The organism is Vreelandella sp. F11, from assembly GCF_042466685.1.
Taxonomy (GTDB): Bacteria; Pseudomonadota; Gammaproteobacteria; order Pseudomonadales; family Halomonadaceae; genus Vreelandella.
Window position 1 is genome coordinate 349,367 of sequence record NZ_CP170448.1, and the last position, 23,217, is coordinate 372,583.

18 protein-coding genes and 2 tRNA genes are annotated in these 23,217 nt (G+C 56.1%); 19 read left to right on the forward strand and 1 reads right to left on the reverse strand.

What is annotated here, in order from left to right; genetic code table 11:
- Nucleotides 1-326 precede the first annotated feature (326 nt).
- The 3 genes from carA to greA all read left to right on the forward strand — a co-directional run bounded on the left by carA (nt 327) and on the right by greA (nt 5,238).
- The gene (gene carA, locus ACFIOZ_RS01725; RefSeq protein ID WP_386083973.1) at nt 327-1,472 is read left to right on the forward strand and encodes a glutamine-hydrolyzing carbamoyl-phosphate synthase small subunit; all 1,146 of its coding nucleotides are present in this window, start codon (nt 327-329) and stop codon (nt 1,470-1,472) included.
- 62 nt (nt 1,473-1,534) lie between these two features.
- On the forward strand, nt 1,535-4,765 hold the full coding sequence (carB, locus tag ACFIOZ_RS01730; RefSeq protein WP_386081824.1) for a carbamoyl-phosphate synthase large subunit: 3,231 nt from the start codon (nt 1,535-1,537) through the stop codon (nt 4,763-4,765).
- On the forward strand, nt 4,762-5,238 hold the full coding sequence (greA, locus tag ACFIOZ_RS01735) for a transcription elongation factor GreA (protein WP_386081826.1): 477 nt from the start codon (nt 4,762-4,764) through the stop codon (nt 5,236-5,238). The genes carB and greA overlap by 4 nt, the downstream gene beginning before the upstream one ends.
- Before the next feature lie 119 nt (nt 5,239-5,357).
- Here greA and yhbY read toward each other — a convergent pair whose 3' ends face one another.
- Nucleotides 5,358-5,684: a ribosome assembly RNA-binding protein YhbY gene (yhbY, locus tag ACFIOZ_RS01740; protein ID WP_308338590.1), complete on the reverse strand. Its 327-nt coding sequence runs from the start codon at nt 5,682-5,684 to the stop codon at nt 5,358-5,360.
- A gap of 114 nt (nt 5,685-5,798) precedes the next feature.
- Between yhbY and rlmE the strand changes: the two genes are divergently transcribed.
- From rlmE to ACFIOZ_RS01820, 16 genes are all read left to right on the forward strand, one after another.
- Complete coding sequence (gene rlmE / locus ACFIOZ_RS01745; RefSeq protein WP_386081828.1) at nt 5,799-6,446, forward strand: 23S rRNA (uridine(2552)-2'-O)-methyltransferase RlmE; 648 nt, start codon at nt 5,799-5,801, stop codon at nt 6,444-6,446.
- Between the two features lie 279 nt (nt 6,447-6,725).
- Entirely contained in the window at nt 6,726-8,741 is a 2,016-nt protein-coding gene (gene ftsH / locus ACFIOZ_RS01750) for an ATP-dependent zinc metalloprotease FtsH (RefSeq protein WP_265154227.1), read from the forward strand.
- Nucleotides 8,742-8,846: 105 nt separating this feature from the next.
- Nucleotides 8,847-9,761 (forward strand): dihydropteroate synthase, encoded by a 915-nt coding sequence (gene folP, locus ACFIOZ_RS01755; protein WP_386081830.1) that lies wholly within the window; start codon nt 8,847-8,849, stop codon nt 9,759-9,761.
- On the forward strand, nt 9,758-11,107 hold the full coding sequence (gene glmM / locus ACFIOZ_RS01760; RefSeq protein WP_386081832.1) for a phosphoglucosamine mutase: 1,350 nt from the start codon (nt 9,758-9,760) through the stop codon (nt 11,105-11,107). The genes folP and glmM overlap by 4 nt, the downstream gene beginning before the upstream one ends.
- 160 nt (nt 11,108-11,267) lie before the next feature.
- Nucleotides 11,268-12,017 (forward strand): triose-phosphate isomerase, encoded by a 750-nt coding sequence (gene tpiA / locus ACFIOZ_RS01765; RefSeq protein ID WP_386081834.1) that lies wholly within the window; start codon nt 11,268-11,270, stop codon nt 12,015-12,017.
- Nucleotides 12,018-12,021: 4 nt separating this feature from the next.
- The gene (gene secG, locus ACFIOZ_RS01770) at nt 12,022-12,381 is read left to right on the forward strand and encodes a preprotein translocase subunit SecG (RefSeq protein ID WP_386081835.1); all 360 of its coding nucleotides are present in this window, start codon (nt 12,022-12,024) and stop codon (nt 12,379-12,381) included.
- A gap of 30 nt (nt 12,382-12,411) precedes the next feature.
- Nucleotides 12,412-12,498 (forward strand) — tRNA-Leu (locus tag ACFIOZ_RS01775).
- A 145-nt stretch (nt 12,499-12,643) separates the two neighbouring features.
- Nucleotides 12,644-12,720 (forward strand) — tRNA-Met (locus ACFIOZ_RS01780).
- A gap of 372 nt (nt 12,721-13,092) precedes the next feature.
- Nucleotides 13,093-13,554, forward strand: a complete 462-nt coding sequence (rimP, locus tag ACFIOZ_RS01785; RefSeq protein ID WP_226250341.1) for a ribosome maturation factor RimP — start codon at nt 13,093-13,095, stop codon at nt 13,552-13,554.
- A 72-nt stretch (nt 13,555-13,626) separates the two neighbouring features.
- A complete protein-coding gene (nusA, locus tag ACFIOZ_RS01790) occupies nt 13,627-15,141 on the forward strand; it encodes a transcription termination factor NusA (RefSeq protein WP_386081837.1) in 1,515 nt (504 codons plus the stop codon).
- Nucleotides 15,142-15,168: 27 nt separating this feature from the next.
- Nucleotides 15,169-17,748, forward strand: coding sequence for a translation initiation factor IF-2 (gene infB / locus ACFIOZ_RS01795; protein ID WP_386081839.1), 2,580 nt, complete (start codon nt 15,169-15,171; stop codon nt 17,746-17,748).
- Nucleotides 17,749-17,766: 18 nt separating this feature from the next.
- Nucleotides 17,767-18,183, forward strand: a complete 417-nt coding sequence (gene rbfA, locus ACFIOZ_RS01800; RefSeq protein WP_386081841.1) for a 30S ribosome-binding factor RbfA — start codon at nt 17,767-17,769, stop codon at nt 18,181-18,183.
- A complete protein-coding gene (gene truB / locus ACFIOZ_RS01805) occupies nt 18,183-19,103 on the forward strand; it encodes a tRNA pseudouridine(55) synthase TruB (RefSeq protein ID WP_386081842.1) in 921 nt (306 codons plus the stop codon). Before rbfA ends, truB begins: the two co-directional genes overlap by 1 nt.
- A gap of 108 nt (nt 19,104-19,211) precedes the next feature.
- The gene (gene rpsO / locus ACFIOZ_RS01810; RefSeq protein ID WP_007111823.1) at nt 19,212-19,481 is read left to right on the forward strand and encodes a 30S ribosomal protein S15; all 270 of its coding nucleotides are present in this window, start codon (nt 19,212-19,214) and stop codon (nt 19,479-19,481) included.
- A 162-nt stretch (nt 19,482-19,643) separates the two neighbouring features.
- Entirely contained in the window at nt 19,644-21,812 is a 2,169-nt protein-coding gene (gene pnp, locus ACFIOZ_RS01815) for a polyribonucleotide nucleotidyltransferase (protein WP_386081844.1), read from the forward strand.
- 219 nt (nt 21,813-22,031) lie between these two features.
- Nucleotides 22,032-23,156, forward strand: coding sequence for an MFS transporter (locus ACFIOZ_RS01820; protein ID WP_386083975.1), 1,125 nt, complete (start codon nt 22,032-22,034; stop codon nt 23,154-23,156).
- The last annotated feature ends 61 nt before the right edge of the window (nt 23,157-23,217 follow it).

Sequence of the window (23,217 nt, forward strand, 5' to 3'; positions counted from 1 at the left end):
CAAGAATTCCTGTAACATTTCAAAAATTTTGGCCGGGTGGCCTGGAAATCCTAGACGGCGCGCTTGTTGCGTTGGCCAGCCCAAAGCCTGCCCCGAGCCCGCTAGCAGTTTTGATGGTTAGCGAGCGGCTCTGAAGGCATCGAACAACAAGCGGGATGAAACCGATTCTTTTTATCGGCTTCGTCCCGCTTTTTTACGACCCCAGTTTTACTAGTGATAGATGTTATTGGCGATAGTTTTACGTCGTGGATAATCAAGAAATTGCTGAGCCTGCGCCCCACAGGCTCCCACCAGCATGGGAGGATCTTGTTTTGAATAACCCCGCATTGAGCAAACCCGCAATATTGGCCCTGGAAGATGGCAGCGTGTTCCACGGTATCGCCATTGGCGCGGACGGATTAACAAGCGGTGAGGTGGTGTTCAATACGGCCATGACCGGCTATCAAGAAATCCTCACCGACCCCTCCTATACCCGCCAAATCGTTACCCTCACCTATCCCCATATCGGCAATACCGGCATTAACGCTGAAGACGTTGAGTCAGCGTCTATTGCCGCCGCTGGCTTGGTGATTCGCGACTTGCCATTGATGGCCAGCAGCTTCCGCTCTGAGCAGTCGCTTTCAGACTACCTGAAAAGCCAGAACGTGCTGGGCATTGCCGATATTGATACCCGCCGCCTAACGCGCATTTTGCGCGATAAGGGCGCTCAGAACGGGGCGATTCTGGCAGGTGCCGACGCTGAGGGCGATGATGCGGTGGCGCGAGCGCTGGAAGCCGCCAAGGCTTTCCCTGGTCTGAAAGGAATGGATCTGGCCAAAGAGGTGTCGTGTAAAGAGGCTTACGAGTGGTCGGAAGGTGAGTGGACGTTGGGTGAAGGCTACGCCGATGCGACTAAAAGCGAGCGCCCCTACCATGTGGTGGCGTACGACTACGGGGTGAAATTCAACATCCTGCGCATGCTGGCCGCACGCGGCTGCCGTTTAACGGTGGTGCCCGCGCAAACGCCCGCCGCTGAGGTGCTGGCGATGAACCCGGATGGTATCTTTTTAGCCAACGGCCCGGGTGACCCGGAACCTTGTGATTACGCGATTAAAGCCATCCAGGAAGTACTGGAAACCGATATTCCGGTGTTTGGTATCTGCCTGGGCCACCAGCTGCTGGCGCTGGCATCCGGTGCGAGAACCGTCAAGATGAGCCACGGCCACCACGGTGCCAATCACCCGGTGCAGGATTTGAATAGTGGCACTGTGATGATCACTAGCCAGAATCACGGCTTTGCGGCGGATGAAGCGACCCTGCCTGCTAACGTGCGCGCAACGCACCGTTCGTTGTTCGACGGCACCTTGCAGGGAATCGAGCTTACTGACCGCCCGGCGTTCAGCTTTCAAGGCCACCCGGAAGCGAGCCCTGGCCCGCGTGATGTGGCGCCGCTGTTTGATCGCTTCGTCGCGATGATGCAGGCCCGAAGCTAACGCATCGCGCTGCCAGATCGCCCTTTTGTCGCTCATCGTCACCATTTTTTGCGGGAACCGTTATGCCTAAGCGTACCGACATTAACAGTATTTTGATCATTGGCGCTGGCCCGATTGTGATCGGCCAGGCCTGCGAATTCGACTACTCCGGCGCCCAGGCGTGTAAAGCGCTGCGCGAGGAGGGGTACCGGGTTATTTTGGTTAACTCCAACCCCGCCACTATCATGACCGATCCGGCCATGGCCGATGCCACCTACATCGAGCCGATTACTTGGCAGGCGGTGGAAAAGATTATCGAAGCTGAGCGCCCGGATGCGATTCTGCCCACTATGGGTGGCCAGACAGCGCTCAACTGCGCCCTTGAGCTAGAGAAGCACGGCGTGCTGGAGAAGTTCGGCGTCGAGATGATCGGTGCCAACGCCGATGCGATTAACATGGCCGAAGATCGCGATCTGTTCGATCAGGCCATGAAACGTATTGGCTTGGAGTGCCCGAAAGCAAAAGTCGCCCACACCATGGATGAAGCCTGGGAGATTCAGGCAGAGCTGGGTTTCCCGACCATTATTCGTCCTTCCTATACCATGGGCGGCTCCGGCGGTGGCGTGGCGTACAACAAGGAAGAGTTCGAAGAGATCTGTACCCGCGGTTTCGAGCTCTCCAACAACCACGAGCTGCTCATCGATGAGTCGCTGCTGGGGTGGAAAGAGTACGAGATGGAAGTTGTGCGTGATAAAAACGACAACTGCATCATCGTCTGCGCGATTGAGAACTTCGACCCCATGGGTGTGCACACCGGTGACTCCATCACCGTGGCCCCGGCGCAAACGCTGACGGATAAAGAGTATCAGATCATGCGCGACGCCAGCCTCGCGGTACTGCGCGAGATTGGTGTAGAGACCGGTGGCTCTAACGTCCAATTTGGTATGGATCCCAAAACCGGCCGTTTAGTGGTTATCGAGATGAACCCGCGGGTGTCACGCTCTTCAGCGCTGGCCTCTAAAGCGACCGGTTTCCCGATTGCTAAAATCGCTGCGAAATTGGCGATCGGCTATACCCTGGACGAGCTGCAGAACGATATTACCGGTGGTCAGACGCCGGCATCATTCGAGCCGTCTATCGATTACGTGGTTACCAAGATTCCGCGCTTCACCTTCGAGAAATTCCCCCAGGCTAACGATCGCCTGACCACCCAGATGAAGTCAGTGGGGGAGGTGATGGCGATTGGCCGCACCTTCCAGGAGTCGCTACAGAAAGCGCTGCGTGGCCTGGAAACCGGCAACGATGGTCTTGATCCGATCATTACCGATTTCACGCCGGACAACATGGCGATTATCCAGGGCGAGCTGCAGGCCGCTGGTGCCGAGCGTATTTTCTACGTGGCGGACGCCATGCGTTCCGGCATGAGCGTCGACGACGTCTTTGCCCTGACCAATATCGGCCCCTGGTTCCTGGTGCAACTGGAAGATCTGGTGCTGACTGAAAATGCCGTTGCCAAACGCACGCTGGCCGATTTCTCAGCCCGTGAACTCTATCAGCTCAAGCGCAAAGGCTTCGGCGATGCGCGCCTGGCCAAGCTGCTGAACGTGACTGAAAAAGAGTTTCGTCAAACCCGCCAGGCTGCCGGTATTCGCCCGGTCTATAAGCGCGTTGATACCTGTGCGGCGGAATTCGCCTCAGATACCGCCTATATGTACTCCACTTACGAAGAGGAGTGCGAAGCGGATGTCTCTGACCGCCAGAAGATCATGGTACTGGGCGGTGGCCCCAACCGTATCGGCCAGGGTATCGAGTTTGACTACTGCTGTGTTCATGCGGCGTTTGCCATGCGCGACGATGGCTATGAAACCATCATGGTCAACTGCAACCCGGAAACCGTCTCTACCGACTACGACACCTCTGATCGTCTCTACTTTGAGCCGGTAACGTTGGAAGACGTGCTCGAAATCGCTGACAAAGAGAAGCCGGTGGGCGTGATCGTTCAGTTCGGTGGTCAAACGCCGCTGAAACTGGCTCGTGAGCTGGAGGCTGCCGGTGTGCCGATTATTGGCACCACGCCGGATGCCATCGACCGCGCTGAAGATCGTGAGCGCTTCCAGGTAATGATCGACAAGCTGGGCCTGAAGCAGCCGCCCAATGCCACCGCGCGCAGCTTTGCTGAAGCGTTTGATAAAGCCGAAGCGATTGGCTATCCGCTGGTGGTTCGCCCCAGCTACGTACTGGGTGGCCGGGCTATGGAGATCGTCTATGACGCCTCCGAGCTTGAGAATTACATGACCCACGCGGTGAAAGTCTCCAACGACTCGCCGGTGCTGCTGGATCACTTCCTGAGTGCCGCGATCGAGATCGATATCGATGCAGTATCGGATGGTCAGCAGGTCGTGATCGGCGGCATTATGCAGCACGTAGAGCAAGCGGGCGTTCACTCCGGCGACTCCGCCTGCGCGTTGCCGCCTTACTCGCTGCCTGCGGATGTGCAGGACGAGATGCGCCATCAGGTTAAGCAGATGGCGGTTGAGCTAGGCGTTAAGGGCCTAATGAACGTGCAGCTGGCCTGGCAGGATGGCGAGATCTATGTGATTGAGGTCAACCCCCGTGCCTCGCGTACGGTGCCTTTTGTCTCCAAGTGTATCGGCACTTCGCTGGCGCAGATTGCTGCTCGCTGCATGGCCGGCAAAACTCTGGCTGAGCAGGGCTTTGAGAAGGAGATCGTGCCGCACTTCTATAGTGTTAAAGAGGCGGTCTTCCCGTTCAATAAATTCCCCGGTGTCGATCCGATTCTGTCGCCGGAAATGAAGTCTACCGGCGAAGTAATGGGATCCGGTGACACCTTCGCAGAGGCCTTCTTCAAAGCCCAGCTGGGCGCTGGTGAGGCGATTCCTGCGCTGACGGGGGAGCGTAAGGCGTTCCTCTCTGTGCGCGAGCCGGATAAGGCGGGGATTATCGAAGTGGGTCGTTCTCTGTTAGCATTAGGCTTTACGCTATGTGCAACACGGGGAACAGCGGCTGCTTTGGAAGCTGCTGGGCTTGCTGTGGAGCACGTCAATAAAGTCTACGAAGGTCGTCCCCATATCGTCGATCTGCTTAAGAACGACGAAATCGCCTACATTGTGAACACCACTGAAGGTCGTCAGGCTATTAACGACTCTTCGGTCATTCGCCGTACTGCTCTCTCGCGCAAGGTGCCCTATGCGACCACCTTGGCGGGCGCTAATGCTGTTTGCATGGCGCTTGAGTACGGTAGGGAGATTACGGTGCGGCGCCTTCAGGATCTGCATGCAGGAGCAAGTCAATGAACAAGGTCCCGATGACAGTTGCGGGAGAAAGAAGCCTTCGTGAAGAGCTCGACCACCTTAAAAGCGAAGCTCGTCCGCAGGTGATCGCGGCCATCGCCGAAGCGCGGGAGCACGGTGATCTTAAAGAGAATGCCGAGTACCACGCCGCTCGCGAGCAGCAAGGATTCATCGAAGGGCGCATTCAGGAGATCGAAAGTAAGCTCTCCGTTGCGCAAGTGATTGATGTCACTAAGCTGCCGAAAACCGGCAAAGTGATTTTTGGTGTGACCGTGTCCCTGATGAACCTGGATACTGATGCGGAAGTCACTTATCGCATCGTCGGTGAAGATGAGGCCAATATTAAGTCTGGTCGCATCTCGGTCACCTCACCGATTGCCCGTGCCCTGATCGGCAAAGAGGAGGGTGATGTCGTGGTGGTTAAAACACCCGGCGGTGACGTGGAGTACGAAGTCGGTAGCGTCGAACACGTGTGATAAAAAACGCCCCTTCGATTGGCCTGCATTAGGTCGGTCGAAGGGGCGTTTTAGTGCAACGGCGCTCTATTTTAAGTGCGCACCTTAAGTGCGTGTCTTAAGTGAGTGCAGATTAACGGTTAATGCCTGCCGTGGTGGTTCTCGAAGCGGGTAACGTTAGAGAGCTTCGGGTTCACCTGCGGGTTTCTGCGATAGAGCAGTGCCATTTTGCCAATGGTTTGCACCAGGTCTGCGCGGCTGTTGGCGATCAGTTCGGCTATTATGGCCGCGCGATCATCACGCTCAGGAAGGGCGAGTTTCACTTTGATCAGTTCGTGATCGGTGAGTGCGCGGTTGAGTTCTGCGAGCAAATTTTCGGAGACGCCGTTCTCAGAAACGGTGACCACTGGGTTAAGATGGTGGCCAATGCTACGAAATGCTTTCTTTTGTGCCTGTGACAAGCTCATGGTATCTTGCGGTATCCCGGTTAGCGCTTAACGCTCCATCTTACGGTGAAACGCCACCGAGTGAAAGCGATCGCGTGAATGCGCCCATCTCTTATTCCAGTGTTAGATTCCCACATGCAGCAAAAGCCCCCGAACCGAAAACATTCCGTCAGTAAGACCAGCAATAACTGGAAGAAGGAGCATTTTGACGACCAGTACGTGAAGCAGAGCTGGCAAGATGGCTACCGCTCCCGAGCCAGTTATAAGCTGATTGAGCTGGATGAAAAAGATAAACTGCTGCGCCCTGGTATGACGGTGATTGATCTGGGCGCCGCCCCCGGCGGGTGGAGCCAAATTGCGGCAGAGAGGGTAGGGCCTAAAGGGGTGGTGATTGCCTCTGATATCCTGGAGATGGATGCGCTAGCAGGTGTGGACTTTATTCAAGGTGATTTCACTGAAGAGACGGTGCTAGAGGCGATACTAAAACGCCTGGATAATCGCCGGGTAGACCTTGTGATGTCGGATATGGCCCCCAATATGAGTGGCATGGCAGCGATTGATCAGCCTCAGGCGATGTACTTAGTGGAGCTAGCGTTAGAACTCGCGCGCGAAACGTTGTCACCTGGTGGTCGGTTTTTAGCTAAAGTGTTCCAGGGGGAAGGGTTTGACGCCTATTTGAAAGAGCTGCGCGGCAGCTTTAGTAAAGTGGTGACTCGCAAGCCAGATGCCTCCCGGGCGCGTTCCCGTGAGGTCTATTTTCTGGCTGAAGGGTTTCGCGGGTGACGATTCTCAAGACGGTGTTTGAAACGGGTCTTGAGGGCAGACACTGCCCGCGTGGTTCATAGCCAAGATTTATCGGCGCGATTGCCAGACAGGCATGCGCAACGTGTGTCACATTAGTCGCCATAAGTGCGCGTGACGCAGATGGCCCGAGGCATAAGACGCTTTGGCAATGGTTGAACGCTTGATGTTGATGTAATGTCTTAATACTAAGCTTATGGGTAGAAGGCTTTATGACGCATCAGCGTTTAACTGACAGATTCTTGTAATGAGGGTAGCCCCTTGAACGATATGGCGAAGAACCTGATTCTGTGGTTGGTCATCGCGGCCGTCCTACTGACAGTGTTCAATAATTTCAGTACGGAAAGCGCACCGCAAAACACAAACTACTCTCAGTTTGTGCAGCAGGTGCAAAATCAGCAGGTACGTAGCGTGACCATTGATGGCTATACCATCCGTGGTGAGCGCACGGACGGCTCTCAGTTTCAGACCATCCGCCCTGCGGCGGAAGATCCGAAGCTGATGGATGACCTGCTGAGCAACAATGTGACGGTAGTGGGCAAAGAGCCAGAACAGCAAAGTATCTGGACGCGGCTGCTTATCGCCAGCTTCCCGATTCTGCTGATTTTGGGCATCTTTATGTTCTTCATGCGCCAAATGCAGGGCGGTGCCGGTGGTGGTAAAGGCGGCCCGATGAGCTTTGGTAAATCGAAGGCCAAGCTACTCTCTCAGGATCAGATCAAAACAACCTTCGCCGACGTGGCGGGCTGTGATGAAGCCAAAGAGGAAGTCGAAGAGTTGGTCGACTTCCTGCGTGACCCGACCAAGTTTCAGCGTCTGGGCGGCACGATTCCCCGTGGCGTGTTGATGGTAGGCCCTCCGGGTACTGGTAAAACGCTGCTGGCAAAATCCATTGCCGGTGAAGCGAAAGTGCCGTTTTTCTCTATTTCGGGTTCTGACTTCGTTGAAATGTTTGTCGGTGTTGGTGCATCCCGTGTGCGCGACATGTTCGAGCAGGCCAAGAAGCAGGCGCCGTGCATTATCTTTATCGACGAAATCGATGCGGTAGGCCGCTCACGCGGTGCTGGCATGGGTGGCGGTAACGACGAGCGCGAGCAGACGTTGAACCAGTTGCTGGTTGAAATGGATGGTTTTGAAGCCAACGAAGGCGTCATTGTTATCGCCGCGACCAACCGTCCGGATGTGCTTGACCCTGCCTTGATGCGCCCTGGCCGTTTTGACCGTCAGGTCACCGTCGGCTTGCCGGACATTCGTGGTCGTGAACATATTCTGGGTGTTCACCTGCGTAAAGTGCCGCTGGGTGATGATGTAAAACCGCAGCTGATTGCACGTGGTACACCGGGGTTCTCCGGCGCTGACTTGGCTAACCTGGTTAACGAAGCCGCTCTGTTTGCCGCACGCCGTAACAAGCGCTTGGTCACCATGGAAGAGCTAGAGCTCGCCAAGGACAAGATCATGATGGGCGCTGAGCGCAAATCGATGGTCATGACCGATAAAGAGAAGCTCAATACGGCTTATCATGAGTCAGGCCACGCCATTATCGGTCTGGTCGTGCCTTCCCATGATCCGGTCTATAAAGTCACGATTATTCCCCGCGGCCGCGCCTTGGGGGTCACCATGTTCCTGCCGGAAGAGGATCGCTACAGCCTCTCCCGTCAGCAAATCCTGGGGCAAATCTGCTCGCTGTTTGGCGGCCGTATTGCCGAAGAGATGACGCTAGGCCCGAACGGTGTGACCACGGGTGCCTCTAACGACATTAAGCGCGCTACTGAGCTGGCCCACAACATGGTCGCCAAGTGGGGCTTGTCGGAGGAAATGGGGCCGATCATGTACGACGAGGACGAGTCGCATCAGTTCCTCGGTGGCCCCGGCCAGGGTGGCGGCAAGATGAAGTCGGGTGACACCACGACGCGTCTTGATAAGGAAGTGCGCAAAATTATCGACGATTGCTACGAGCAGGCGCGCCAGATCCTGACCGATAATCGCGATAAGCTGGATGCCATGGCCGAAGCGCTGATGAAGTACGAGACCATTGATGCCGCGCAGTTGAAGGACATCATGGAAGGCCGCGAACCGCGCCCGCCGGAAGGCTGGGACGACGGTGACTCATCCGGTGGTGGTACGCCCGTTAATGATGATAAGCAGAAGACAAAGGCCGAAGACGACGCCTCTAGCACCTCAGGCAGCGATGCTTCTGGAGGTGGTGATGGCGAAGAGGATGACGACGAGCCACGTCGCCGCCCCTCAGACCCACTAGGCGGCCCTGCTGGCCCATAACCGCCAGTCATCCCCTATGAGAAAAGGCGCCCCGTCATGGGGCGCCTTTTTTGGTATGCTGTGTACACATCACTGCAATGTTTCTTTTCTTGATCAGGCTGCAGCATGAAATCAATTCTGGACACGTCCTCGGCACGAAGCGCAGAAAGCGCGTTCCAGCTGCGTTGCGGACGCCATCTGTTGGATCTCTCCTTTCCCCGTGTAATGGGTATTCTTAATGTGACCCCTGACTCCTTCTCCGATGGTGGGCAGCATGTGGCGCTGGATGACGCGCTGCGCCACGCCGAGCGAATGCTGGCTGAAGGGGCGGCAATGATAGACGTTGGTGGCGAGTCAACCCGCCCTGGGGCTACCCCGGTTAGTTCCCAGGAGGAGTTGGATCGGGTAGCGCCGGTAGTGGAAGTTCTGGTGCGCGAGCTGGATGCGTTGGTGTCGGTAGATACCAGTTGCCCGACGGTGATACGCGAGGCGAGCGAGCTGGGCGCGGGTATGATTAACGATGTCCGCGCATTAGAGCGCGAAGGAGCCCTGCTGGCCGCAGTAGGGAGTGGCTTGCCTGTCTGCTTGATGCATCGCCAGGGCGAACCTCAGGATATGCAGCAGGCCCCCGCTTATCAGTGTCCGATTGAGGATGAAGTGGCGGCGTATTTGGCCCGTCGGGTTGACGAGTGCGAGGCGGCCGGTCTTCGCCGCAATCGTCTATTGATTGACCCTGGTTTTGGCTTCGGCAAAACCGTTGAACACAATCTACGCTTACTCAAATACATGGAGTCTCTGCAATCGCTGGAGCTCCCGGTGCTAGTGGGTATGTCACGCAAAAGTATGATTGGAAAAGTGTTGGGCCGCCCAGTGGAGGAGCGTCTCTCTGGTGGTCTGGCGCTCGCTGCCATGGCGGTTGAGCGTGGGGCAAATATTTTGCGCGTGCATGACGTGGCTGCAACGGTCGACGCAGTCAATATGGCGTGGGCGGTACTACAAGAAGGCTGCGAGCCGCCGCTTAACAAGGAGTTTGACGCATGACAAGGCGCTATTTTGGGACAGATGGCATTCGTGGGACGGTGGGAAAAACGCCGATTACCGCCGACTTTATGCTCAAATTGGGCTGGGCGGCGGGACAGGTGCTGCGCCGGGATAAAGGGCGAACGCGGGTGCTGATCGGCAAAGACACGCGGATCTCCGGCTATATGTTCGAGTCCGCCCTAGAGGCGGGGCTCTCGGCAGCGGGCGTTGATGTCTCACTGCTAGGGCCAATGCCCACGCCGGGTATTGCCTATTTAACGCGCACCTTCCGTGCCGATGCGGGTATCGTCATTTCGGCGTCCCATAACCCCTTTGATGATAACGGCATTAAGTTCTTCTCTGCCGAGGGTAAGAAGCTCCCTGATGAGACGGAAGATCGCATTGAAGCGATGCTGGAGGCGCCGTTGACCACGGCGGAGGCCGCTCAGTTGGGTAAGGCAACCCGTATCGACGACGCCGCGGGCCGCTACATCGAGTTTTGCAAATCGACACTGCCCGATCGGCTTAGCCTTCACGGGCTCAAAATCGTTCTGGATTGTGCTCACGGCGCTACTTACCATATCGCACCCAATGTGTTTCGCGAGCTGGGGGCGGATGTCACGACCATTGGTTCTGCGCCTGACGGGTTAAATATTAACCAGCAGGTGGGCTCAACGCATCCCGCGACTCTGCGTGCCGCCGTTATTCAGCAAAATGCTGATTTGGGGATTGCCTTTGATGGCGATGGCGACCGTGTGTTGCTGGTAGACGGCGACGGGCGTGAAGTGGACGGCGACGATATTCTCTACCTGATTGCCCGTGATCGCCACGAGCGTGGTTTGCTTCAAGGCGGCGTGGTGGGCACCCTGATGTCAAACTTTGGCCTATCGATGGCGCTGGAAAAACTGGGAATCCCCTTTGAGCGCGCTAAAGTAGGTGACCGCTTTGTGATGGAGCGTATGGCCGCTAATGGTTGGGAGTTAGGCGGAGAGTCGTCGGGGCATATTGTCTGTGGCCATGTGCAGACCACCGGCGACGGGGTCGTCTCTGCGCTGCAGGTACTGGCGCTAATGATGCGCGAGCAGAAGAGTCTGCCGACACTGTTAAAAGAGCTGGAAAAAGTACCTCAGGCGCTGGTTAATGTGCGTTTGCCCGCGGGCACTAGCGCCAAGGAAGTGATGGCATCTGCGCCACTTCAGCAGGCGGTAGCTGCGTTAGAGCATGAGCTAGGCGATGAGGGCCGCGTGTTGCTGCGCCCGTCAGGTACTGAGCCTCTCATCCGTGTGATGGTGGAAGGACGCGCCCATTTAGATGTCGATCAATTGGCGCGCACCTTGGCTGACCAGGTGCAGGCACTGCTTAACTAGCTTCGCCCCACCCGTCAGCACAGAAAACCGGTTCCGTCAGCAGGTTTAGTAAATAAGTTTAGTAAACAGGTTGGGTAAACCCAACCTGTAAGCATAACAGCGGTTGTCTTGACAAGGCCGCTCCTATACCATTTCGCTCCACCTTGAGTGAGGAGAGTCGATGCGTACGCCTTTAATTGCCGGTAACTGGAAAATGAATGGTTCCGTGGCGTTGATCAATGAGTTCGGCCAGGCCTTCTCTGCCGCCGTATCGCCAACGAACGTGGATGTGGTTATTATTCCGCCGTTTCCCTATTTGGATGCGGCGCGCCATGCGTTTGAAGGTACGGTGCTGTCGTTAGGCGCACAAACATTGAATCCCATTCACTCTGGGGCGCATACCGGTGAAGTCAGCGGTCGCATGCTAAAAGAGTTTGCGGTCTCTTACGTGTTGGTGGGGCACTCCGAGCGACGCCAGCTCTATAAAGAGGGCGATGAACAAATCTTAGCGCGCCTTTTGGCAGCCTTAAGTGTTGATCTCAAGCCGATCCTTTGTGTAGGAGAGTCTCTAGAGGAGCGCGACGCAGGCCGCACGATGGATGTGGTGCTTCGTCAAGTGGGGTATGTAATGTCTCGCCTAGAGCCCGATCAGCGCAAGCAGGTCGTGATTGCCTACGAGCCCGTTTGGGCCATTGGCACTGGGCGTACCGCGAGCCCTGAGCAGGCCCAGGAAGTGATGGCAGGCATCCGTGCCTACCAAGCGGGCTTCGATACGGGGCTCGCTGAACAACTGCGCTTGCTTTACGGTGGCAGCATGAACGCAAGCAATGCGGCTGAGCTGCTCGCTCAGCCAGATATCGACGGCGGTCTAGTGGGCGGAGCCTCACTCAAGATCGATGATTTTTATGCCATTTGTCAGTCAGCAGGATAACGCCATGCAAGTTGCAATTCTTATGATCCATGTGGTGATTGCGGTCGCCCTGGTGGTACTCATTCTGCTTCAGCAGGGTAAAGGTGCCGAGGCCGGTGCTGCCTTCGGAGGCGGGGCTTCACAAACGGTATTTGGTTCGCGGGGTAGCGGTAACTTTTTGTCGCGCACGACGGCTGTGCTGGCGGCGGGCTTTTTCGTCACCTCGATGGCGTTGGCTTATTTTGCTACCCAGGCAGGCCAAGCGCCGGAAGCCGGGATTCCCGACTCGCGTCTGATCGAGCAACAGCAAAGCGTTCCAACGCTTGACGACAGGCCTGCAGACGTGGATAATGCCGCGCCAGTGCTAGAGGAAAGCGGCGAGTAAGTAGCTGTCTGTTTTTTAGCCTCCCCTGTTGCCGAAGTGGTGGAATTGGTAGACACGCTATCTTGAGGGGGTAGTGACCGTATGGTCGTGCGGGTTCAAGTCCCGCCTTCGGCACCATCTGTTTTGCTGGTTACCAGCTTCCCAGAATGTTTCTTTTGTTACCAGAATGCCACGTTTGGCACCTGAAGCGAAAAAGACAGCTTGAACCAAGAAGTTCTTGACGTAAGTAGTGTTTGTGTCTATTATCGTCGACCTAGATTGATGCGGGGTGGAGCAGTCTGGTAGCTCGTCGGGCTCATAACCCGAAGGTCATCGGTTCAAATCCGGTCCCCGCTACCATTTTCTAGTAACGTGTTCTAGATTGTTATTTTGAAGCTATATAGAAAATAACAGTCGTTTCAGGCGCAGCCTGCTGCATGTTGCTAAGACGGTACTGGAAGTAGTACTTAAGAAATGGTACACAAGGTTTCTTTCAAAAAGCCCCTTCCAGTGAAGGGGCTTTTTGTTAGCAGCTTTTGACTAGCAAGTGCGCTTGTGCGCGGTTCTATTGGCGCCGCCTTGTTGGTAAAAATATCGTTAGCACGAACACCTTAATAGCGGATGTCGTCCGGAAAAGCGGAGACACATTCCCGAGTAACGCCAATCAGCCACCTAGCTTATCTAATAACTCCTGGCCAGGTGCCTGATGCAACGGCTATAGGAGCTTTGTCTGTGGCCACTAAACACGCTGCGCTTCACGCGCTGATAGAACCTGTTGTTGCTGCCATGGGCTTTGAGCTATGGGGCATTGAGCATCTTTCCCAGGGCAAAAATTCGCGTCTGGTGATCTATATTGAGCGCGAGAGTGGCGTCAGCGTGGAAGACTGCGCAGATATTAGTCGCCAAGTCAGTGCCGTTATGGATGTAGAAGACCCCATTGCCGGTGAGTACCGGTTGGAAGTCTCTTCGCCCGGTATGGCACGCCCCTTGTATTCCCTGGATCAGTTTTCCCGCTTTCAAGGTCATCACGTCGCGCTGAAACTGCGCACTGCCTTTGACGGGCGGCGCAAGTATCAGGGCCTTTTGGTCGGTGTAGAGGGGGATGAAGTGCTCCTGCAACTGGATGGCGAAGAGTACTGCTTTCCAATTGAGAGTATTGATTCTGCTCACATTGTACCGCAGTTCGACGATTGACCGAGTGGCGGCGCTGCCGGCAGGCTGCCGGGGTGATGCACATAAGGATAGGTTTTCTGGCGAGGCATACGCATGAGTAAAGAAATTTTAATGGTCGTTGACGCGATCTCCAATGAGAAGGGCGTCCCGCGTGATGTCATCTTCGAGGCGGTAGAAGCCGCTCTTGCGAGCGCGTCACGCAAGCGTTTTGAAAGAGAAGAAGCCAATGTGCGCGTGCATATTGACCGTCGCACTGGCGAATACGAAACCTTCCGCACCTGGACGGTGGTGGAAGATGACGAATTCGAAACGCCAGATTACGAAATTAAACAGAGCATTGCCGAACAGCGCGATCCACCGCTGAAATTGGGCGATGTGGTGGAAAAAAGCATCGAAAATGCCTCGTTTGGCCGTATCGCTGCACAAACCGCCAAGCAGGTCATCGTACAGAAAGTGCGCGAAGCTGAGCGGGCTGAAGTAGTGCGCCAATATGCTGATCGCGAAGGCGAGCTGGTTGCGGGCATCGTTAAAAAGACCACCCGTGATGGCCTGATCATTGATTTGGGCGAAAACGCTGAGGCGTTCCTGCCGCGCAATGAAATGATTCACGGCGAGCGTTACCGCATGAACGAGCGGGTACGTGCCCTGTTGGTCAAAGTGGATCCAGACGCACGCGGTGCCCAGCTTCAGCTGTCGCGGACGTGCCCCGAGCTGATCATCGAGCTGTTCAAAATTGAAGTGCCAGAGATCGCCGAGCAGTTGATTGAGATCAAAGGTGCTGCGCGTGACCCCGGCTCACGGGCCAAAATTGCGGTAAAAACCAACGATCGCCGCATCGATCCTGTGGGTGCCTGCGTGGGTATGCGCGGTTCGCGCGTTCAAGCGGTCTCTTCGGAGCTGCAAAACGAACGTGTCGATATCGTGCTGTGGGACGACAACCCTGCACAATTGGTGATTAACGCCATGGCACCTGCCGATGTTGGGTCTATCCTTGTGGACGAAGACGCCCACGCAATGGATGTGGCGGTGGCGCAAGACAACCTTGCTCAGGCCATTGGTCGGAGCGGGCAGAACGTGCGTTTGGCTTCTGAGCTTACCGGCTGGCGAATTAATGTCATGACCGAAGAGGAAGCGGAGTCTAAACGCGATCAAGAGATTGATAGCCTGGTGGACTCTTTTATCCAGCACCTTGATGTGGATGAAGATGTCGCTCGCCTGTTGGTGGAAGAGGGGTTCACTACCCTGGAAGAAGTCGCCTACGTGCCGATGGAAGAGATGCTCGAAATCGAAGAGTTCGATGAAGATTTAGTCGAAGCGCTTCGCGCACGGGCGAAAGACGAGCTGCTGACGATGGCCATTGCCTCGGAAGAAGCGCTAGATGGTGCCCAGCCAGCAGCTGATCTGCTGGAGATGGATGGTATGGAGCGCCACCTGGCCTTCATTCTCGCCAGCCGCGGCATTGTCACTATGGAAGATCTCGCCGAGCAGTCTGTCGACGATCTGGTCGATATCGAGGAGTTGGACGAAGCGCGCGCAGCGGCACTGATCATGACTGCCCGTGCGCCCTGGTTTGAAGTCGATGACGCATCGGATTCGAACACACAGTAAACAGGTCACGGGCTGAGGAGGGTCAATATGTCAGATATGACAGTTAAAGATTTCGCAGGAAAGGTGGGCCGTGATGTGCCCCGCCTACTAGAGCAAATGAAAGAAGCAGGTTTAAAGCATGCTTCTGAAAGTGATGCCGTGTCTGAAGAAGATAAGCAGAAGCTGCTGAGTTTTTTGAAGAAGAGCCACGGTGGTAGCGACACCGCTGACGCGGGCAAAAACCGCATCACGCTGACGCGCAAAACCCGTAGCCGTATCAATACCGGCGAGCGCGGTAAAACCATTGAAGTGCAGGTACGTAAGAAAAAGACTTACGTCAAAAGCGCTGAAGATGAAAAGCCGAAAGCGCCGGAGCCTAGCTACACCGGCCCGCGCCAGCTAGTGGGCGATATGGCGGAAGCCGAAGCAGAGCGTAAAGTAACCGATGCGCGTGCAGCCGAAGAAAAAGCGGCTGCGCAGAAGGCCCAGGCAGCTAAGGAGGCTGAAGAGGCGGCGGTCAAGAAAGAGGCAGCCGCTAAGAAGCCGGCTGAGACCAAGCCAAAAGCTGAAAAAGCGCCTGCAGCGCCGGATGATATCTCCGTGCCCGATCTTGAGATCGACGACACGCCTTCCGGTGACGATATGCCGCCAGCGCCGCCGAAAGAGGGCCGCACTGACCGTCGTACCGCTCCGCCGAAGAAGACGGCAGCGAAGAACAAAGGTCGTCGCGACGATGAAGATCGTGGTGATCGCGAAGAGCGCAAACGCGGTGGCGGGAAGAAGGTGAAACGTGCCGAGCAGCGTCGCGGTGGTCGCCGTGGTGGCAGTCAGAGTGGCAATGGCAAACACGCTTTCCAGAAGCCAACTCAGCCCATCGTGCGTGAAGTATCGATCCCTGAGTCGATCAGCGTAGCGGAATTGGCCGACAAGATGTCGATCAAGGCCAACGAAGTCATCAAGGCCATGTTTAACATGGGCGCCGCGGTGACCATCAACCAAACCATCGATCAGGATACCGCTGCGATCGTGGTGGAAGAGATGGGCCATACGCCGAAGCTGGTAAAAGACGACGCGCTGGAAACGGAAATGCTCGAAGGCATTTCTTACGAAGGCGAAGAGATTACCCGCTCACCGGTTGTGACGGTGATGGGTCACGTTGACCACGGTAAAACCTCGCTGCTGGATTATATCCGTAAGGCGAAGGTGGCCACCGGTGAAGCCGGTGGTATTACCCAGCATATCGGTGCCTACCACGTGGAAGATAACCACGGTGGCGTGACCTTCCTGGATACCCCAGGCCACGCGGCGTTTACCGCCATGCGTGCCCGCGGTGCCAAGGCTACCGACGTGGTAATTCTGGTTGTGGCTGCCGATGATGGCGTGATGCCGCAAACCATTGAAGCGATTGAGCACTCTAAAGCCGCTGAAGTACCCATGGTGGTAGCGGTCAACAAGATCGATAAAGATGGCATCGATCTTGACCGCATCAAGAACGAGCTTTCGCAGCACGGCGTGATCTCGGAAGAGTGGGGCGGTGACACCCAGTTTGTTCACGTTTCCGCCAAAACCGGTGAAGGTATCGAAGAGCTGTTGGAAGCGATCCAACTCGTCTCTGAAGTGCTTGAGCTTAAGGCCGTTCCGTCTGCGCCCGGTAAAGGCGTAGTGGTTGAATCGCGTCTTGATAAAGGCCGTGGCCCGGTCGCTACCGTGCTGGTTCAGAACGGTACGCTGAAAAAAGGCGATATCGTCCTGGCAGGCCTGCACTACGGCCGCGTGCGTGCGCTGACCAACGAACTTGCCCAGCAAGTAGACGAGGTTGGCCCGGCTATGCCGGTCGAGATTCAAGGCTTGGGCGGTACGCCGGACGCCGGTGATGACTTTATGGTCGTGGCCGACGAGAAGAAAGCCCGCGAAGTGGCTAACTTCCGTCAAGGCAAGTACCGCGAAGTGCGCCTGGCGCGTCAGCAGAAGGCCAAGCTGGAGAACATGTTCAGCCAGATGGGCCAAGACGAAGTGGCCAAGGTCAACATCGTCCTCAAAGCCGACGTGCAAGGCTCGCTGGAAGCGATCAAAGGTGCCCTGGAAGAGCTCTCCACCGGTGAAGTGGAAGTGGCCGTGGTCTCTTCGGGTGTCGGTGGTATCACCGGTACCGATGCCAACTTGGCGCTTGCTTCTGAAGCCATCGTGGTCGGCTTTAACGTCCGTGCCGATGCCGCTGCCCGTGAGATCATCGAGCGTGAAGGCTTGGATCTGCGCTACTACAGCGTTATTTACCAGCTGATCGACGAGGTCAAACAGGCGATGAGCGGTATGCTCGCACCTGAGTGGAAAGAAGAGATCGTTGGTGTGGCCGAAGTACGTGACGTCTTCCGTGCGCCGAAGATTGGTGCCATCGCTGGCTGTATGGTCATCGAAGGCAGCGTGCATCGTAATAAGAAGATCCGCGTACTGCGTGACGACGTGGTGATCTACGAAGGCGAGCTCGAATCGCTGCGCCGCTTCAAAGACGATGTGCAGGAAGTGCGCAACGGCATGGAGTGTGGCATCGGCGTGAAGAACTACAACGATGTCCAAGTCGGCGATAAGATCGAAGTCTTCGACCAAGTGAAGGTCGAGCGTAGCCTGTAAGGCTGCGAGGAGCTAAACATGCGCGAATTCAAGCGTACCGACCGGGTAGCCGACCAGCTCCAAAAGGAGCTGGCGGTATTGATCCAACGCGAAGTGAAAGACCCACGTTTAGGCATGGTCACGGTCAGCGGTGTCACCGTTAGCCGTGATCTTGGCTACTCTGATGTCTATGTCACGCTGTTGGGTGAGCAAGAGCCCGAGCGTATTAAAGAGAATCTGCAGGTGCTGAAGCGCGCCGCAGGTTTTCTAAGAAGCCAGATTGCCAAGCGCATCAAGCTACGCCATGTACCGGAGCTGCGTTTTCATTTCGATGAAAGCGTGGTGCGCGGTCAGCAACTCTCTTCATTGATTGATGAGGCGGTTACGACGGATCGTGCACGCTATCAAGACGATGAGGGTGACAGCGATGCCGAGCAGAGTGAGGAAAGTCGCTAGTGGCGCGTCAACGTCGCGGTTTGCCGGTTAATGGCGTACTGCTGCTGGATAAGCCCAAGGGACTTTCCAGCAACCATGCCCTGCAGCGTGTTCGTCGGCTGTTCCAGGCGCAAAAAGCCGGCCACACCGGCACGCTAGACCCGATGGCAACCGGCTTATTGCCGATTTGCCTGGGCGAAGCCACCAAGTTCTCGTCGCACTTGCTGGAAGCCGACAAGGTGTACCGTACCCGGGTTGAACTCGGGGTGATCACCGATACCGGCGATGCGGAAGGTACGGTGATGGAGCAGCATGCGGTTCCCAGCCTAAGCGTCGATGACGTGGAAGCTGTGCTCAGCCGTTTTCGCGGTGAGATTGACCAAGTGCCGCCCATGTACTCGGCCTTAAAGCATAACGGCAAAAAACTTTACGAGTTGGCCCGTGAAGGCAAACAGGTAGAGCGTGCAGCCCGGCGCGTAAGCGTGTATGATGCGCGCCTGCTATCGTTTGAAGGCACTGCTTTCGAGTTGGAAGTAAGCTGCAGTAAAGGCACTTACATTCGCACGTTAGCCGAAGATATTGGCCAAGCGCTTGGCTGTGGCGCGCACATCAGTCAACTAAGAAGGCTCAAAACGGGGCCTTTTTTAGCCGACGCGATGTGGACGCTAGAGGCTTTGGAAGCATTGAGCGACCAAGCGGCGCTGGAAGCTGAGCTTATGCCCGTGGATGTGTTGGTAGACCATTTGCCGTTACTGACGGTAGACGACACCGCCCATTCTCGTTTGGCCCATGGCCAGCCCGCTGCTCTCGAAACCGGCGCATTAGCCCCGGACGAAGTAGCCCGACTTTATTACGCCGAGACGTTTATCGGCCTTGGCGTAGTGAAAGGTGCTCAGGAAGTGGCGCCTAAGCGACTGTTAAGTACTGTCGCTATCTCGTGAGATACGTTGCAAGGAAGCGACCATCTACGCGAAAATAGTAGCCTGAGACTGCAAATATGCGTGGTCTCAACCATTCATTTTTAGGCATATTGCTTACTGGAGAGACAGATGGCTTTAACCGCTGAGAAGAAGGCCGAGATCGTCACTGAATACGGCCGCGGCGATAACGATACCGGTTCCCCTGAAGTGCAGGTTGCCCTGCTGAGCGCCAACATCAATGGCCTGCAGGATCACTTCAAGACCAACAAACAGGATCACCACTCTCGTCGTGGTCTGATCCGCATGGTTAACCAGCGTCGTAAGCTGCTGGACTACCTAAAGCGTAAAGATTTCGAACGCTATCAGTCTCTGATTCAGCGTTTAGGTCTGCGTCGTTAAGCGTTAACGGCAACGATTAGAAACGGGCAGCTCCCATAGGGCTGCCCGTTTTTTTATGTTTCGCATTCACCATTGAGGGAACTGGTAGCCCTATCGCGCTCCAGCGCCTAGAATGGTAACGAGTCAAAACGACCTAAACGAATAGACAAGTAGATATTGATAATGCTGAAGGAAGTCGCTGTGAATCCGGTAAAGAAAACGTTCCAGTACGGTCGTAGCACCGTCACGCTAGAAACCGGGCGTATTGCTCGCCAGGCCACGGGCGCTGTCATGGTTACCATGGATGACACCGTCGTGCTGTGTACCGTTGTGGCTCGTAAAGAGGCAAATCCGAGCCAACCCTTTTTCCCCCTCTCGGTACACTACCAAGAGAAAACCTACGCAGTGGGCAAGATTCCTGGCGGCTTCTTTAAGCGCGAAGGTCGTCCCACTGAGAAAGAGACGCTGACCTCGCGGCTGATTGACCGCCCGATTCGTCCGCTATTTCCCAAAGGCTTTATGAACGAAGTGCAGGTTGTCTGTACCGTTCTCTCCACCGACCGTAACCACGATCCGGATATCGCTGCTTTACTTGGCACCTCCGCGGCGCTGAGCATCTCTGGCGTGCCGTTTAGTGGCCCGATTGGCGCAGCCCGCGTTGGTTTTAACGAAGAGAAAGGCTACTTCCTCAACCCAACGGTTGAAGAACTGGCCACCTCTGAGCTGGACATGGTCGTCGCCGGTACTGAAAAAGCCGTGCTGATGGTTGAGTCTGAAGCCAAAGAGCTGCTGGAAGACGAAATGCTGGGCGCCGTACTATTCGGTCACCAGGAGATGCAGGTCGCGATCAGCGCCATCAATGAACTGGTTGCTGAAGCGGGCAAGCCACGCTGGGAGTGGCAGGCCGCCGAAGAGAACCAGGCGCTCAAAACCGCCATGGCCGACGCCTTTGAAGCGAAAGTGGGCGATGCTTACCGCATCACCGACAAAATGCAGCGCCAGGATGCACTGGCTGAGTTGAAAGAGCAGGCGATTGGACAGCTGGCAGCCGACGAAGGCGAGCCGGTTAATGACAAATTCAGTCGCGACGACGTGAAAGGTGCTTTTGCGGGTTTGGAAAAACGCGTAGTGCGTTCACGGGTTGTCAAAGGCGAGCCGCGTATTGATGGTCGTGACAACCAGACCGTTCGCCCGCTGGCCATCGAAGTCGGTGTGCTGCCGAAAGCGCACGGTTCCGCTATCTTTACCCGTGGTGAGACCCAAGCGATTGCCGTGGCGACGCTGGGTACCCTGCGTGATTCCCAACTGATCGAGTCCCTGGAAGGCGAGCGTAAAGACCGCTTTATGCTGCACTACAACTTCCCTCCTTTCTCAGTAGGCGAAGCGGGCTTTATGGGCGGCCCGAAACGTCGTGAAATCGGTCACGGCCGCTTGGCGCGTCGTGGCGTCCAGGCGATGCTGCCATCCGAAGACACTTTCCCTTACACCATTCGTGTGGTGTCGGAAATTACCGAGTCCAATGGCTCAAGCTCCATGGCTTCTGTGTGTGGCTCTTCGCTTGCGCTGATGGACGCGGGCGTGCCGTTGAAAGCACCGGTCGCTGGTATTGCCATGGGCCTGGTGAAAGACGCCGATGGCTTTGCCGTCTTGACCGATATCCTGGGTGACGAAGATCACCTTGGCGATATGGACTTTAAAGTTGCCGGTTCCGAAGAGGGCATTACCGCCCTGCAGATGGATATCAAGATCGAAGGCATCAACGAAGAGATTATGGAGCTCGCGCTGCAGCAAGCACTGACTGCGCGGCTGAGTATTCTCGAGCAGATGAATGTCGTGATCAGCCAGAGCCGTAGCGATGTCTCGGACAACGCGCCGTCCATGGCAACGATCAAAATCGATCCGGACAAAATCCGCGACGTGATTGGTAAAGGTGGTGCAACCATTCGCAAAATCTGCGAAGACACCGGCGCCTCTATTGACCTCGACGACGATGGCACCGTGCGTATCTACGCGGAAGATAAAGCCGCCGCCAAGCGCGCCATCGACACCGTACTGGCGATTACCGCTGAAGCGGAAATCGGCAAGCTGTATATGGGTAAAGTGGTACGCATTGCTGACTTCGGTGCGTTCGTTAATATCATGCCGGGTACCGATGGCCTGGTACACATCTCGCAGATCGTTGCCGAACGCGTTAACAACGTGCGCGACTTCTTGAACGAAGGCGATGACGTGATTGTGAAGGTACTGGATATCGACAACCGCAACCGCGTGAAGCTGTCGATGAAAGAGATCACCGAAGAAGAGAAAGCCGCGTTTGCCGCGGAAGCAGCGGAAACCGAAGCGACGATTTAAATCGCAAGCTAGGTTTCTGATACCGCCCTCGTAGCCTCTGGCTGCGGGGGCGTTGTTTTTGCTAGGTACCGTTTTAGCAAAGCACTTTTTTACTAGATACTATTTTAGCAAAGAATTGTTTTGTGATTAGGTATCGCTTTGTTCGCCGGGATTTAGACAGTCAGGGAGCAGCAGATGGAGCAGCAACAAGCACCGCGCTGGTGGGCGGTGGTCGCCGTGATGATCGGCATTTTTTTACTGGTAACCGCTGAGCAACTGCCGATAGGGTTGCTTTCCCAGGTGGCATCTAGCATGGGCGTTACCCCAGGCATGGCAGGCTTAATGGTCACTGTGCCCGGTGTGGTCGCTGCCTTTTCAGCCCCGCTGCTGCCGGTAGCGGTGGGGCGCCTGGACCGGCGCATTATGCTCACGGTATTGATGGTCGTGATGGTGGCCGGGAGTCTGCTCTCGGCATTGGCCAGCAGCTTTATCCTGTTGCTTGCCGCCCGTGTGCTGGTGGGGCTTAGCATTGGTGGGTTTTGGGCGGTGGCGGGCAGTATTGCCCCGCGGCTAGTGCCGGAGGCTCAGGTACCAAAAGCGATGACGATGATTTTTGGTGGCGTCGCGGCGGCCTCGGTGCTGGGTGTGCCACTGGGCACGCTGCTGGGGGATCTCAGCAACTGGCGAGTCGCCTTTGGTGCGCTGGGTGGTTTTAGCCTGTTAACGGCAGTGGCGCTTTGGTTTTGGCTGCCGCCGTTACCACCACGGGAGCCGGTGCGACTCCGAGTGCTCGCGCAGCAGTTTAGCAATCGCGGGGTGCGGGTGGCGGTGTTAACCACGGCTTTTGTGGTGGTTGGCCACTTTGCTGCCTACACCTTTATTAGCCCCATCCTGCAAGAGATCAGCGGTATTTCCCAACGCCATGTGAGCAGTCTGCTGCTGCTTTACGGGGCGGCAGGCATTGTGGGCAATATTGCGGCGGGTATGTTCGCCGGGCGACACCCCTACCGCGCAGTGCTGGCGATTCCCAGCCTGCTGCTCATCGTAGTGGCCGTGTTCCCGCTGCTGGGTGTGCAGCCGAGCAGTGGCGTAATGCTGCTTATGGTGTGGGGTGCCGTGTTCGGCAGCGTATCGGTGAGTATCCAAACCTGGATTCTGCGCACCGCACCCAATACCGAAGCCGCCACGGCGTTGATGGCGTTTACCTTCAATATGTCCATTGGCCTGGGGGCGATGGTCGGCGGGCGCATCGTCGATGGCACCAGCCTGCCTATCGCCATGTGGGCTGCATCGGGCTTGTTTCTACTGGGGATGCTGCTAGTGCTAAGTACGCCAGCCAAGGTCGTTGGCCAGAAAACGCGTTGAGCCAATAGGCACAAAAAAATGCCCCCGTAAGCAGCGGGGGCATTGGTTTAGCGTTACCTCA

Coding starts and splice junctions, on each gene's coding strand:
- carB (WP_386081824.1), top strand. CDS start 1,535: ATGCCTAAGCGTACCGACATTAACAGTATTTTGATCATTGGCGCTGGC.
- greA (WP_386081826.1), top strand. CDS start 4,762: ATGAACAAGGTCCCGATGACAGTTGCGGGAGAAAGAAGCCTTCGTGAA.
- yhbY (WP_308338590.1), bottom strand. CDS start 5,684: ATGAGCTTGTCACAGGCACAAAAGAAAGCATTTCGTAGCATTGGCCAC.
- rlmE (WP_386081828.1), top strand. CDS start 5,799: ATGCAGCAAAAGCCCCCGAACCGAAAACATTCCGTCAGTAAGACCAGC.
- folP (WP_386081830.1), top strand. CDS start 8,847: ATGAAATCAATTCTGGACACGTCCTCGGCACGAAGCGCAGAAAGCGCG.
- glmM (WP_386081832.1), top strand. CDS start 9,758: ATGACAAGGCGCTATTTTGGGACAGATGGCATTCGTGGGACGGTGGGA.
- tpiA (WP_386081834.1), top strand. CDS start 11,268: ATGCGTACGCCTTTAATTGCCGGTAACTGGAAAATGAATGGTTCCGTG.
- secG (WP_386081835.1), top strand. CDS start 12,022: ATGCAAGTTGCAATTCTTATGATCCATGTGGTGATTGCGGTCGCCCTG.
- nusA (WP_386081837.1), top strand. CDS start 13,627: ATGAGTAAAGAAATTTTAATGGTCGTTGACGCGATCTCCAATGAGAAG.
- infB (WP_386081839.1), top strand. CDS start 15,169: ATGTCAGATATGACAGTTAAAGATTTCGCAGGAAAGGTGGGCCGTGAT.
- rbfA (WP_386081841.1), top strand. CDS start 17,767: ATGCGCGAATTCAAGCGTACCGACCGGGTAGCCGACCAGCTCCAAAAG.
- rpsO (WP_007111823.1), top strand. CDS start 19,212: ATGGCTTTAACCGCTGAGAAGAAGGCCGAGATCGTCACTGAATACGGC.
- pnp (WP_386081844.1), top strand. CDS start 19,644: ATGCTGAAGGAAGTCGCTGTGAATCCGGTAAAGAAAACGTTCCAGTAC.
- ACFIOZ_RS01820 (WP_386083975.1), top strand. CDS start 22,032: ATGATCGGCATTTTTTTACTGGTAACCGCTGAGCAACTGCCGATAGGG.